This window comes from Stenotrophomonas sp. FR024 (genome assembly GCF_047500745.2).
GTDB lineage: Bacteria > Pseudomonadota > Gammaproteobacteria > Xanthomonadales > Xanthomonadaceae > Stenotrophomonas > Stenotrophomonas maltophilia_A.
Genome location: NZ_JAXAXM020000004.1, coordinates 1 through 13,017, shown reverse-complemented (window position 1 = coordinate 13,017; position 13,017 = coordinate 1). Strand labels below are relative to the sequence as shown.

Annotated in this window: 9 protein-coding genes; 5 read left to right on the top strand and 4 right to left on the bottom strand. The window is 66.4% G+C overall.

Annotated elements, in window-relative coordinates; translation table 11 throughout:
• Nucleotides 1-106: 106 nt before the first annotated feature.
• Nucleotides 107-1,864, top strand: coding sequence for a single-stranded-DNA-specific exonuclease RecJ (recJ, locus tag ACMZ91_RS05720; protein ID WP_049462103.1), 1,758 nt, complete (start codon nt 107-109; stop codon nt 1,862-1,864).
• A gap of 64 nt (nt 1,865-1,928) precedes the next feature.
• Here recJ and ACMZ91_RS05715 read toward each other — a convergent pair whose 3' ends face one another.
• Entirely contained in the window at nt 1,929-2,963 is a 1,035-nt protein-coding gene (locus tag ACMZ91_RS05715; RefSeq protein WP_134950748.1) for a DUF1176 domain-containing protein, read from the bottom strand.
• 130 nt (nt 2,964-3,093) lie between these two features.
• On the opposite strand from ACMZ91_RS05715, the gene ACMZ91_RS05710 reads away from it, so the two are divergent.
• Nucleotides 3,094-6,006 (top strand): DUF2135 domain-containing protein, encoded by a 2,913-nt coding sequence (locus ACMZ91_RS05710; protein WP_049462105.1) that lies wholly within the window; start codon nt 3,094-3,096, stop codon nt 6,004-6,006.
• Between the two features lie 91 nt (nt 6,007-6,097).
• On the opposite strand, the gene ACMZ91_RS05705 is transcribed toward ACMZ91_RS05710, so the two are convergent.
• The 3 genes from ACMZ91_RS05705 to ACMZ91_RS05695 form a co-directional block, all read right to left on the bottom strand.
• A complete protein-coding gene (locus ACMZ91_RS05705; protein WP_134950750.1) occupies nt 6,098-7,255 on the bottom strand; it encodes a hypothetical protein in 1,158 nt (385 codons plus the stop codon).
• Nucleotides 7,256-7,382: 127 nt separating this feature from the next.
• Nucleotides 7,383-8,363, bottom strand: coding sequence for a phosphatase PAP2 family protein (locus tag ACMZ91_RS05700; protein ID WP_049462107.1), 981 nt, complete (start codon nt 8,361-8,363; stop codon nt 7,383-7,385).
• 78 nt (nt 8,364-8,441) lie between these two features.
• The gene (locus ACMZ91_RS05695) at nt 8,442-9,647 is read right to left on the bottom strand and encodes an acyltransferase family protein (protein WP_197655772.1); all 1,206 of its coding nucleotides are present in this window, start codon (nt 9,645-9,647) and stop codon (nt 8,442-8,444) included.
• A gap of 135 nt (nt 9,648-9,782) precedes the next feature.
• Between ACMZ91_RS05695 and ACMZ91_RS05690 the strand changes: the two genes are divergently transcribed.
• The 3 genes from ACMZ91_RS05690 (at nt 9,783) to ACMZ91_RS05680 (ending at nt 12,818) form a co-directional block, all read left to right on the top strand.
• Nucleotides 9,783-10,685 carry a LytTR family DNA-binding domain-containing protein gene (locus ACMZ91_RS05690; RefSeq protein WP_049462109.1) on the top strand — a complete coding sequence of 301 codons (903 nt, stop codon included), beginning with the start codon at nt 9,783-9,785 and terminating at the stop codon, nt 10,683-10,685.
• A 70-nt stretch (nt 10,686-10,755) separates the two neighbouring features.
• Nucleotides 10,756-11,881, top strand: a protein-coding gene (gene prfB, locus ACMZ91_RS05685; protein WP_097048047.1) for a peptide chain release factor 2 whose coding sequence is annotated in 2 segments (ribosomal slippage) — nt 10,756-10,830 and nt 10,832-11,881 — 1,125 coding nt in all. Because the reading frame shifts where the segments join, the coding sequence is not laid out codon by codon here.
• Nucleotides 11,882-12,035: 154 nt separating this feature from the next.
• Nucleotides 12,036-12,818 (top strand): helix-turn-helix transcriptional regulator, encoded by a 783-nt coding sequence (locus tag ACMZ91_RS05680; protein ID WP_032128808.1) that lies wholly within the window; start codon nt 12,036-12,038, stop codon nt 12,816-12,818.
• Nucleotides 12,819-13,017 lie beyond the last annotated feature (199 nt).

Genomic DNA, 13,017 nt, shown 5'->3' with positions numbered 1-13,017 from the left:
GGGTTGCCGGCCAGCGGCCGGCACTACCGCAGGAGCCGGGCGCAATCCCGCCAGCCTCTCCCACGCGCGGTATCATCCCTCTGTCTTTCGTAACCCGGCGATGCCGATGTCCCTTGCCGCCGATGCTGCGCATTCCTCCTCTGATACGCCGATGATCCGCCGCCGCGATGCGGTCGCGCCCGGCAGCTGGCCGGAGGGCACGCTGCCGCTGCTGGCGCGGCTTTACGCCAGTCGTGGTGCAGGCACACCCGAACTGGCGCTGCCGAAGCTGGGCAGCCTGCATGCGCCCGAGCTGCTGACCGGCATCGACGATGCAGTGGGCCTGCTGGTCGAGGCCATCGCCAACGATAAGCGCATCCTGGTGGTCGGCGATTTCGACTGCGATGGTGCTACCGCCTGTGCGGTCGGTGTGCGCGGCCTGCGCATGCTCGGCGCGCAGCATGTTTTCCACGCGGTGCCGAACCGCATGGTGCACGGCTATGGCCTGTCACCTTCACTGGTGGAGGAGTTGGCCGAGCTGAAACCGGACCTGCTGGTCACGGTCGATCACGGCATTGCCTGCCATGCGGGTGTGACTGCGGCCAAGGCGCGTGGCTGGCAGGTGCTGGTCACCGACCATCATCTTCCCGGCCCGCAGCTGCCGCCTGCCGATGTCATCGTCGATCCGAATCTGGACGGCGATGCCTTCCCCAGCAAGTCGTTGGCCGGTGTCGGCGTGATCTTCTACGTGCTGATGGCGCTGCGCCGGCAGATGCGCGAGGCCGGCGTCTTTGCCGATGGCAAGGGGCCGGACCTGACCACGCTGCTGGACCTGGTGGCGGTCGGCACCGTTGCCGACCTGGTGGCACTGGATCCGAACAACCGTGCGCTGGTCAGTGCGGGCCTGCGCCGTCTACGCGCAGGGCAGGGCTGTGTCGGCCTGCGTGCGCTGATCGAAGCCAGCGGCCGCGACGCTGCGCGGCTGACCGCGACCGACATCGGCTTCGCACTCGGCCCACGCCTGAACGCTGCAGGCCGGCTTGAGGACATGGCGCTGGGCATCGCGCTGCTGCTGACCGAAGACCCGCGCCAGGCGCGCGAGATCGCGCAGACGCTGGAGCAGATCAATTCGGAACGGCGCGCGGTGCAGCAATCGATGACCGATGATGCCGAGCAGGCGTTGACCCGCGTGGTGCTGGACATGGCCGGCCAGCGTCCGGTGGCCGCCTGCCTGTTCGACGCCGACTGGCATCCCGGCGTGGTCGGCCTGGTCGCGTCGAAGATGAAGGATCGCCTGCATCGCCCGGTGATCGCCTTCGCCCCGGCCGAACCCGGCGCCGACACCCTGCGTGGCTCCGCCCGCTCAATTCCCGGCCTGCACATCCGTGACGCTCTGGCGCTGGTCGATGCGCGGCATCCGGGTCTGATCGAACGCTTCGGTGGGCATGCCATGGCGGCTGGATTGAGCATGCGGCTGGATCACGTCGATGACTTCAAGGCCGCCTTCGTCGCCGTGGTGCTGGAAATGCTCGACCCGGCGGCACTGCAGCAGCAGGTGCTGAGCGATGGCGAACTGGCCGCCGACGAACTCGATCATCGCCATGCCGATGCGCTGCGCCTGGCCGGCCCGTGGGGCCAGGGCTTCCCCGAGCCGCTGTTCGACGGCCACTTCGAAGTGGCCAACTGGCGCGTCCTGAAGGAACGTCACCTCAAGCTTGAACTGCGCCTGCCCGGCGTACCCGGCACGATCAACGCGATCCATTTCGGCGGCTGGCACGGCAACGCACCCGGCCGTCATGTGCATCTGGCCTATCGGCTGGCCTGCGATGACTACCGTGGCGGCAGCGCCATCCAGCTGATCGTGGAGCACTGCCTGCCGGTTTGAGCGCCGCTTCGCGAGCGGGGCCGTGGGCGGCGCGCTATGCGTGGATCCAATCAACTGGCCAAGCTCAGGGCGTCACCTCGGTCACCAGCGTCGGCATGTGCCATGCACCCCCGGCCGCGACCAGCCGGCACAGGCCGGAGGTGGATTCATCGATCTGCACAAAGTGGCGCCCGTCCCAGCCCCAACTCGCGGTGGACCAGCAATCGCCTAAGCCGCGGCCTTTGTGCGCCGAACTGATTACCCGACCATCGTCATCGCCGCCCGATGCGGTCACCAGCGTGGCCTTGAAGGGCGGCGCATCGTTCACCACCCAGTAGCCGATGCCTTCGTTGTAGGCGCCACGCCAGCAGAGCGTAGACACCAGCAGGGAAGTCCTCCCCAGCCGGGTCACGCGCAGCGCCTGCGGGCCGTCCACCATCGGCAGGCCTTCGGGTGTCAGTGCGACGCAGTCGCCGCCCGGGTTGGCCGCGGCCAGCGCCGCGCGCAGTGCGGGTGAGTGTTCCAGTGCGGCATCGGTGGCTCGTGCCGCCACCAATGGCGCCAGAACCAGCGTAGGCACCGGAAGTGCGGGAGGAACTGAGGCTTCGGCGCGCGACCCCTTGCGCATCAGCGCGCCGGGAGTCTCCAGCCGGCCCTGAAATTCGTCCATCTTCAGAAGCACCGCCGAGGCGCCACGATCGGACAGCGTCCAGCGCTGGCCATCGTTGCCGACCGCCACGATGCGGCTGCTGCGCGCCAGGGAGGCCAGCAGTGCCTTGGTCTGCGCTGTAGGCAGTGTCGCCGTGTCTGCGGTCAACGACAGCGCGCCCAGATCCTTGCCGTTGATCTGCAGCGACAGCTGTGTCGGCAGCTTGACCTCGTTGTACTGGCCCAGCATCAGTTCGGCGCTGACCGGCTGGCCGGGTCCGCCCTTGCGAGTCAGCAGCACCGACACCGGCAAGTTGCCGCCGACATCGTCCTGGTAGCCGGCGGCGCGGCAGGTACGGGTGTTGTCGCAGGCCAGCATCCAGTCGTAGTGGGCGAAGCGCACCCCTTTCACGCTGCCAGCGGCGGCGGCGCCGGCCAGGACCAGCAGGATCAAGGCAATCAACGGGCGCATGGTGCATCCCTGTGTGGCGAGGACTTCCATGGTGCTGGTTGGAGGGGCGTGTGTCGATGCGAGCACAGGCGCCAACCCCATTACGGTTGCTGGTGCGTTCAAAGGTCCACGATCCCACTGGAGCCCGGTCATGGTCTTCGCCCGTTGCTGCACCGTGTTGTTGCTGGCCCTTGCGGCCTGGCCCGCTGGCGCACAGTCGCCGCCGATCTCCCGGCCGCAGGCCGCCACGCCGCTGCTGATCGCGCCGGCGGCTGAGCAGCCGGTTCAATTACGACACGCCCGCATCGAGGGCGAGGTGCAGGCCGGCATCGCTCAGACCCGGATCACCCTGGAATTCCATAACCCGAACCGGCGCGTGCTGGAGGGTGAGCTGCAGTTCCCGTTGGCCGATGGCCAGCAGATCTCCGGCTTCGCGCTTGATATCAACGGCGAGTTGCGCGAGGCGGTGCCGGTACCGAAGGACCGCGGCCGCCAGGTGTTCGAGGAAATCGCCCGCCGCGGCGTCGACCCGGGCTTGCTGGAACAGACCGCCGGCAACCAGTTCCGGCTGCGCATCTACCCGCTGCCGGCCGGTGGTAGCCGGCGCGTGCAACTGGTGATTCGCGAGCCGTTGGCCTTCGCCAGCCAAGGCTGGCAGTGGACGCTGCCGCTGCAGTTCGCCGCCGGTGCAACCTCGGTTGAGCTGAAGCTGCAGGCCCCCGGCGCGGCGAGCGCAGGTACGGCGCCGTTCCGCATCAGCGCGGGCCAGTTGCAGTGGCAGGGCAAGGGCGCGCAGCTGCCCAGGCAGCTGCAGTGGAGCCTCCCGGCAGCCCGCCAGGCACAGGTGCAGGTGGCGCCCTGGGAGGATGGCCATTACCTGCTGGCGCAGCTGCCGGTGGCGGCCAGCAGCACGCCCCGCACGTTGCCCAGCGAGATCGGCCTGCTGTGGGATGGCTCCGGTTCGGCGGGGCAGCGCGATCGCACGCGCGAGTTTGCGCTGCTCGATCGCTATTTCGCCGCACTGGGCGACGGCACCGTGGCCTTGACCGTGCTGCGCGATCGCGCCGAGCCGGTAAGGCGCTTCCGCATCCGCGCCGGTAACTGGAGTGAGCTGCGTGCGGCACTGCAGGCCGTACGCCCGGACGGTGCCAGCGCGCTGGCGCAGTGGCAACCAGAGCAGAGGGTGAAGGAATACCTGCTGGTCAGCGATGGCCTGCTGACCTATGGGCCGGAACAGCTGCCGGCGATGGCGCCGGACCAGCGCCTGTTTGCGATCAGCAGCGCCGGTGCGCGCACCGATGCCGTGCGACTGCGTGGTTGGAGCGAAGCGCATGGCGGCCGCTTCGTTGCGCTGGGCAAGGATGTCGATGCGGCGGCGCGCGAGCTGCTGTCGTCGCCGTTGGATGTGCAGGTCGATGCGGGGCGCGGCGTGCAGGACGTGGTGATCGATCGTCGCAGTGAAGCCCATGGCTGGTTGTGGCTGCATGCACGACTGGCGGCCGACGGTGTGCCGATGCGGGTGCGCGTGGGTGGCGGCGAATGGCAGGCGATGCCGGCAACGCAGAAGAGTGAAGACGGCGAGCTGCTGGCCGGCTTGTGGGCGCAGGCGCGCCTGCAGCAGCTGGCCGCCGACCGCCGTGGCAACCGCGAGGCGATGCAGCGCCTGTCGCAGCAGTTTGGCCTGGTCGGCCCGGACACCTCACTGATCGTGCTGGAGACGTTGGAGGACTACCTGCGCTATGCGATCCGCCCGTCCGGCAAACTGCGCGCCGAGTACGATGCCAGGTTTGCAGTGCAGGTAAGTGATCGTGCCGCTGCTGATCGCCGGCGTCTGGATGAAGTGGCGGCACGCTGGAAGGAGCGCCAGCAGTGGTGGAACCGCAGCTGGCCGAAGGGAGCGCCTCCACAGTTGAAAGGCGGGGCGCTGGAAGTTGCATCCGCGGACTACGTGATGGACTCGGCGCCGATGGCGATGCTCGCCGCGCCGGCCCCTGCGGCACCACCCGCCCCGGCACCGATGGCCGCCGCTGCCGAGCAGCGCATGGAAGCCAGCAGCGCGCGTGCACGTCGCTCAGCGTCCGCATCGAACAAGGCCCTGGATTCAATCACGGTCACTGGTGGCCGTGTCGCTGCGCCCGCTGCCGCCAACGAGGGCGAGCTCGGCATCCAGCTTGCCGCCTGGCAGCCGGACTCGGCCATCGCCCGGCGCCTGCGCCAAGGCCCGGCGTCGCAGCTCTATGACCGCTATCTGGCCGAGCGCGATGCACACGCCGATAGCAGCGCATTCTTCCTCGACGTGGCCGACCTGTTGCTGGAGCAGGGTCAGCGCGACCTGGCACTGCGTGTGCTGTCGAACCTGGCCGAGATGGATCTGGACAACCGGCACCTGCTGCGCGTGCTCGGTTACCGGCTGATGCAGGCTGATGCCCCCGCACTGGCGGTTCCCGTGTTCGAGCAGGTGCTGGCGATGGGCCAGGAAGAGCCGCAGAGCTTCCGCGATCTTGGCGTGGCACTGGCAGCGGCAGGCAAGCAGCAGCAGGCGTTGGCGCCGCTGTACCAGGTGGTGGTGCGGCCTTGGGACAGTCGTTTCGATGGCATCGCCCTGATCGCACTGGATGAGCTGACCAACCTGGTGGCCCGCAGTACACCGCGCCTGGACACCCGCAGCATCGACCCGCGCCTGCTGCAGGCGATGCCGCTGGACCTGCGCGTGGTGCTGTCGTGGGATGCCGACAACAGCGACATGGACCTCTGGGTGACCGACCCGAACGGCGAGCGCGCGTACTACGGCAACCGCCTGACCTACCAGGGCGGGCAGATGTCGCAGGACTTCACCGGCGGCTATGGTCCCGAGCAGTTCTCGCTGCGCAATGCCAAGCCCGGCAAGTACAAGGTGGAGGCGAACTACTTCGGCAGCCGCCAGCAGCTGGTGACCGGTGCGACGACACTGATGCTGCGGCTGACCACGCACTGGGGCACGCCGAAGCAGAAGGACCAGATGGTCACGATGCGGCTGAAGGATCGTGCCGAGACTGTGCTGGTGGGCGAGTTCGAGGTGAAATGATCGATCCCGGGCTTTTGTAGAGTCGAGCTTGCTCGACTGCCTCAAGGTGGAGCCGAGCCCATGCTCGGCTCTATACGACGCAATCCTGCTGCTATTTCCCGCGCATCCATGCGTCGAGTTGTCTAGCCAACGTACGATTCTTGTAGGCAGATGCAGCTGAGCCAGTGCCTGGAACCAGATTGATTCCTAGTCGTGCGTTTATCTGCTTGACCCATTCAGGGAAATGATCAAGCGTGGCGCCGATGATTGGCGGCAATTGGAAATCATTGCTGGTGGGTTCGTCCCGGTAGGCGACGTAGGAGCCATTGCCGACGCTCAGATTGATTGACCAAGGGGTATCAGGCCAGCTGTTGAGATCAAGTCTGATCCGGGGATGCCCCGGCTCGCTGCTGTACTCACCTCCGTGATAGAGGGTGATGCTGGCATTCCAATCACGGATGTTGTCAACGTGCCAGCCCTCCCGCTGCGCCAACTGGACTGCGTCGCCCGTCATGATCCGGGTGTCGTGCATCTGCGCCAGATGTTCGCAGAGAACGTCGAACTCGGCGTCCGCTGCGCAATGGGGCCGGGTCGCCTCGGCGGTGTGATGAAGCAGGGAGAGCACATGGCCGCGTTCCCTGTCTTCGGGCCAGTTCCTGGCTATCAGGTCGTTTGTCATCTGGATGCGTGTGTCCTCATCGAGCAGTGCAATGAGCGCCATGCCCCAATAGAGGATTCGACCCATACCCTTGATATCGTGTTGCAGGAACCGAGTTGTCTCGAGAATGGTTCGCGCAAATGGGCGATATGGCAGAAATTTATCGACCTTCTCTCGCTGGGCCTGGAACGACTGGTACTTCCTGCAGTGCTCCACCAGACGCGTGCGCTGTTTCAGATCCGCGGCATTGGTAACCACACCGCTTGGCAGCTCGCCATGTTCATTGAAGCCGAAGCAGAAGAGATGCGGGAGGCTGAGGCCTGGCTGGCGTGTGTCGTAGCCCACATGGAGCTTCGTGAGCTCCTGGTACGCGGCAACAAGGATGGGAAAGTCTCTCTGCGGAAGTCCTGCGACCTTCCAGTCTCCCACTCGCAGCCAATGGAAGTAGAAGCGTTGCAGCATATCCTGGGGCAGGCCGTTACCAGCCCTTGGTGCGAGTGCCGCGAGTTGATAGTGATAACTCGGATAGAAGTCGCCCTGACGTTCTTCAGCAAGCGCAGCCTCCTCTGATTCAATGAAGGCGGCCAGCATACTGATGTCGGATTGATCCATTGCAGGTCTCCAGGGCAAAGGTCCACTTCCGTCTGGAAGGCGACCAGGGAGAATCGCAAGGTTCTTGGGAACATCCAATGCGAATAGTTGCAAATGCCGTGAAGGTAACCAACAGGTAGGGTTAGTCTCAGACCTTGGAGACCCCATGCGGAATCCACTGCATCCACCGCGCCAGTGCCACACCGCCACCGAGGATCAACAGCGTGCCAACGGTCTGCCACAGCACTTCGGTCGCCGGTACATCAGGCAGCGGAATGGCCGCGGCGAACAGGTCGATCAACGGCCGTGCCAGTAGATAGATCACCACCACAGCCAGCACGCGCAACCCCCGCTGCACGATGTTCTTCGGATCCACCGGCCAGCCGCGCCATTGCATCCACGCCACCAGCAGGCCCAGCGCGAGCAGTCGCCCGGCTTCACCAACTGGAACGAAGCGGGTGGTCGCCGCCGCCCATGCCAGCAGCACGCCAAGCCCCAACAGGACCGGCAGTTGCCATTGCCTGCTTGAGCGCATCCCTGGCATCAGCTGCCATGCCAACAGAGCCACGCCGATGCCGATCAGCCATCCGCCCAGCACGTCGGCCAGGAAATGCCGGCCCAGGTACATCCGTGACAGCGCCATCAGCAGCGGCCAGCCCAGCGCCAACGTCCAGCGCAGCCAGCGTCGGCGAATGCCGAAGGCCAGCAGCAGGCCGACGCAGGCAGCGGTGGCCACGCCCACATGGCCACTGTTGAAGCCATAGTCGGCGTCGGGCTGCGGGCGCAGCATGGCGGTGGACTGCGCATCGGGCAGTGACCAGAACGATTGTCCGCCGCCGTTGACCACGAAGGGGTGCGACGGCACCCCTTCATCCAGTACGCGCGCATCCACATCCGACGGGCGGGGCAGGGCGGCGCCCTGTTTGATTGCATGCGTGGCACAGGCCATCAGCAGCACCGCCAGCATCACGCAGAGGCCAGCGCGAAGGCGTGCCCCGAATGCACATACCAGGATCAGCGCGGTATAGGCCATTTCATAGCCGAGCAGGCTGATGAACTGCATCAGCGCCAGCATCCAGCCGCTGTCGAGAGTCTGCTGCAGCCACAGGTGCCAGTGGGTCTGGAACACCCGTTGTCCTCATCATCCGTTGGTAATCAGGCGCAGCTCAACAGAACCGCGCCAAAGCAGCCGAGTGTGGACTCGGCTCTACACCGGCGCAACACGTGCCACGAGCAGCGATGACGATGCGGCGCGCAGGCCGAAGAGCGGACGCAGCCAGCGCACGCGGCGGATCAGCAGTTCGTGGATCAGCAGGCAGCCGCCGACCGTGCCGGCCACCAGCAAGGCAGGCTCCAGCCACGGGCCAAGCTGCAACGGTCGCAGCGCGTACAACAAGACGATCAGCACGGTCTGGTGCAGGCTGTACCAGCTGAACACCGCTTCCCGGCAATAGCCCAGGCCTGGCCACGGGCGGAACAGCAGCACCCGCGCCCAGCCGAACAGGGTCAGCAGCATGCACCACGTATACAACGCGCGGCCGACGCGTTCGGTCTGGGCCCACGGCAGTGCCAGCACCCATGCATCCAGATCGCCCACATGGGGCAGGCGGGCCAGTGCGCGGATGCCCAGCTCCAGGCAGAGCCCCAGCACCGCCAGGGCCAGGGTCACGCGGCGCCCGCGCACCAGCAGATCCCAGCCGCGCTGCCAGCGCGCCGCCAGGAAGCCGCCGAGGAACAGCGGCAGCGACTCGGCATGTACATAAACGTCGTCCAGCAGGGCGTGGGTGGGTGGCCAACGCGGCATCAGTACCAGCAGGGACCAGGCCAGCCAGGCCACTGGCACTACCAGCAGTGAGGCGCCCAGCAGGCGGTCGCTCGGCTGCCAGCCTGGCAGCAGCTTGCGCAGTGGACGCAGCAGACTGGCCAGTACCACCGCCAGTACGGTGTAAGGCAGCAGGTAGGCCAGATACCACAGGTGGTTCCAGGTGAAGCCGTAGGCGGCACCACTGAAATGCGCGCCCGGCCACGGCTGGAACTGCCAGTAGCGCCACAGGAACCGGGCCAGCCCCGGTGCCACGTCGCCCTTGTCCAGCGCTTCGTAGTAGGCCTGCAGGGACACGACGGCGACGATGCCGAACAGCAATGGCAGAAGCAGGCGCCAGCCACGGCGGAGGGTGTGCTGCAACCGGCCCCGGTCGGGCAGGGACAGGCCCAGCGCGATACCGCTGATGGCGAACAGCAGCGGCATGCGCCATCGATTCAGCGCGATCATCGGCCACTGCAGCCATTCGGAGGTGTAGGTGCTCTTGAGGTGAAAGTCCCAGCCGGCCACGTAGGCCATGGCGGCGTGGTAGAGGATCAGCAGGGCGAAGGCGGCGATGCGCAGGGTGTCCAAGTCGTGGCGACGGTGCATGAGCGGCGGGCTTCGGGAGGAAGCTGCACGCTCTGCCAGCCAAGGCCCGGATGCCAGTGGATGGGGCGCGATGGCGGACGTTCAGGGGCCAGTGGTGGGGTGGCTGGGACCAATGGCTGATGCGCATGGAGCCGGATGGGCAACAATGAAGGCATGGAGAATGGAGATTCGGCGGCGCTGACCGCCCCAGTTGCAGAACGAACGCGTCGCCCCGGGCTTGCCGTCGCATTCTGGTCGTTGCTGTTCCTGGGCACCGCCGCAGGCAATGTGCTGGCGCAGTGGATGCGGGCATTGCGCGACGCGCAGCCCTTTTCCGCAGGGACTGTCTCGATCGAGGAGTTCAGCAGTGCGCTGGCCAGCCTGGGCCTGTTGGCGCTTCTGCACGCCGCCGCTCGTCGCTGGCCGTTGCATGCAGATACCTGGCGGCGCCGGATCGGCTTCTACGTGCTGGGTGGCGTTGCCTGGTGGCTGTTGCATGTCAGTGCCATGGTGCTGATGCGCAAGCTGGCCTTCGCCCTGATTGGCCAGCACTACACCTATGGCGCCTGGCCGGCGCAGTGGTTCTACGAGTTCTTCAAGGACGTGCAGACCTACAGCCTGCTGGTGATTGCCGTGCACGCCGTGGCCTGGTTCGGCCGCAAGCGGCAGGGTGAAGCGCACCTGCTGGCCGAGCCCGATGTCGGCCCGCCGGTGGAGCCGGTCGAGCGCCCCCAGCATTTCCTGGTACGCAAGCTGGGCAAGGAGTTCCTGGTGGCCACCGCCGACGTGGAGTACGCCCAGGCGGCGGGGAACTACGTGAACCTGCGGGTACGCGGCCACGACTACCCGCTGCGGATCACCATGGCGGTACTGGAACAGCGGCTGGATCCGGGCGAGTTCCTGCGTCCGCACCGCAGCTGGCTGATCCACCGTAGCCAGTTGCGTTCGATCGAGCCGCTGGACGGTGGCGAGGCCCTGCTGCACATGGCCGACGGGGCCAAAGTGCCCTGCAGCCGGCGCCAGCTGCCGCTGCTGCGGCAGGCGCTGGGGGCAGGGTGAGGCCCTCATTCCGGGCATCCCCGGCCTGCGGTATCATTACCAGTCATCTTTTGAATGCATAACCGCCGACATGATCGAACTGAATCCTGTCCGCCAGCGCATCACCGATCTGACCGATCGCGTGCTGTCGCTTCGGGGGTATCTTTGACTACGACGCCAAGAAAGAGCGTCTTGAAGAAGTAACGCGGGAGCTGGAAAGCCCCGACGTCTGGAACAACGCCGAATACGCCCAGAACCTGGGCCGCGAGCGTTCCAGCCTGGAAAAGACCGTGGGCGGCATCGCCTCGGTGCTGGACGGCCTGGCTGATGCCACCGAACTGCTTGAGCTGGCTGAGTCCGAACAGGACGAAGACACCGCGCTGGCCGTGGTCGCCGACCTGGACAAGCACCAGTCGCACGTGGAGAAGCTGGAGTTCCAGCGCATGTTCTCCGGCGAGATGGACAATGCTGCCGCGTTCGTCGACATCCAGGCCGGTGCCGGTGGCACCGAAGCCCAGGACTGGGCCGAGATCCTGCTGCGCATGTACCTGCGCTGGTGTGAATCGCGCGGCTGGAAGACCGAGCTGATGGAAGTCTCCGGCGGCGACGTCGCCGGCATCAAGTCGGCCACGCTGCGCGTGGAAGGCGACTATGCCTACGGCTGGCTGAAGACCGAGACCGGCGTGCACCGCCTGGTGCGCAAGTCGCCGTTCGACTCGGACAACCGACGCCACACCAGCTTCACCTCGGTGTTCGTGTCGCCGGAAATCGATGACAACATCGACATCACCATCAACCCGGCCGACCTGCGTACCGACGTGTACCGCTCGTCCGGTGCCGGTGGCCAGCACGTGAACAAGACCGAGTCGGCGGTGCGAATCACCCACATCCCGACCAACATCGTCGTGGCCTGCCAGACCGGCCGCAGCCAGCACCAGAACCGCGACAACGCGATGAAGATGCTGGCCGCCAAGCTGTACGAGCTGGAGATCCAGAAGCGCAACGCCGAGAAGGACGCCGTGGAAGCCACCAAGTCCGACATCGGCTGGGGCAGCCAGATCCGCAACTACGTGCTCGACCAGAGCCGTATCAAGGACCTGCGTACCGGCATCGAGCGTTCGGATACGCAGAAGGTGCTGGACGGCGACCTGGACGAGTTCGTCGAAGCCAGCCTGAAGGCCGGCCTGGCCGTGGGCTCCAAGCGCGTCGATGCCTGATCGACGTGCCTGCGCGGATATCATCACCCTCGTGCGTGACGCCGAGGGTGGCTGAACCGGCTTTACTGTAGAGCTGAGCCATGCTCAGCTGCTGTTCGCGCGGTAGTAGATGCGTCGAGCATGGCTCGACGCTACAACGGGTATGGCGGTGGCGATGATGCGCAGCGAAAGTGAACGCAAGGAACTTGGCGGCTTCCTCAAGGCCTGCCGTGCCCGTGTCGACCCCGCCACGCTCGGCCTCCCGGCCGGGCGCCGGCGTACCCCGGGCCTGAAGCGCGAGGAAGTCGCACTGGCGATCGGCGTCAGCGTCAGCTGGTACACCTGGATCGAGCAGGGTCGCGAAGTGCGCGCCTCGCCCGAGGTGCTGGAGCGGCTGGCGCAGGTGCTGCGCATGAGCGACGACGAACGCGCCTATGCGTTCGCGCTGTCCGGCTACGGCGTGCCACTGGAATCTCCCGACGAAACGGTGACCGATGGCCTGCGCCAGCTGGTCGAAGCGATGCAGCCGATCCCGGCTTACGTGCGCAATACCCGTTACGACATCCTGGCGTGGAACCCGGCCATCGCCGAGCTGTTCGTGGATTACAGCCAGCTGGCGCCGCACGAGCGCAACACGCTGCGGCTGATGTTCCTGTACCCGCCGTACCGCACGCTGATCCTCAACTGGGAAGAAATGACCCGCGGCCTGCTGGCAGGCTTCCGCGCGGCGATGGCACAGGCGCCGGACAAGGCCCCGTTCCTGGCGCTGGCCGAGGACATCGCTGCGCACAGCGAGGAGTTCCGCCAGTGGTGGCCGGAGCACGACGTGCGCCGGTTCGACGAAGGCGCGAAGAAGCTGAACCACCCCACGCGCGGGTTGCTGGACCTGCAGTACGTGGCGCTGGTGCCGGAGAGCCGGCACGACCTGTCACTGGTTACCTACCTGCCGCGTAGGTAGGGGGTTGTTCGGCAGTGCTTGCAGCCCTGCACCTGCTTCAAGCTGAAGCAACGGCAACAGCAACAGCGAGCTATCCGTGGGTTGGCGGGGCGGTGTCGGAGTGCGGGGACGCCGCAAGTACGTCCGTGTAGGCTTGGCAGCCGCTTGCTCGTGTGCGCAGTCCTGCGCACACGGCAAGACCGGGGTTGGGCGTCCTGCC

Coding starts and splice junctions, on each gene's coding strand:
- recJ (WP_049462103.1), top strand. CDS start 107: ATGTCCCTTGCCGCCGATGCTGCGCATTCCTCCTCTGATACGCCGATG.
- ACMZ91_RS05715 (WP_134950748.1), bottom strand. CDS start 2,963: ATGCGCCCGTTGATTGCCTTGATCCTGCTGGTCCTGGCCGGCGCCGCC.
- ACMZ91_RS05710 (WP_049462105.1), top strand. CDS start 3,094: ATGGTCTTCGCCCGTTGCTGCACCGTGTTGTTGCTGGCCCTTGCGGCC.
- ACMZ91_RS05705 (WP_134950750.1), bottom strand. CDS start 7,255: ATGGATCAATCCGACATCAGTATGCTGGCCGCCTTCATTGAATCAGAG.
- ACMZ91_RS05695 (WP_197655772.1), bottom strand. CDS start 9,647: ATGCACCGTCGCCACGACTTGGACACCCTGCGCATCGCCGCCTTCGCC.
- ACMZ91_RS05690 (WP_049462109.1), top strand. CDS start 9,783: ATGGGCAACAATGAAGGCATGGAGAATGGAGATTCGGCGGCGCTGACC.
- ACMZ91_RS05680 (WP_032128808.1), top strand. CDS start 12,036: ATGATGCGCAGCGAAAGTGAACGCAAGGAACTTGGCGGCTTCCTCAAG.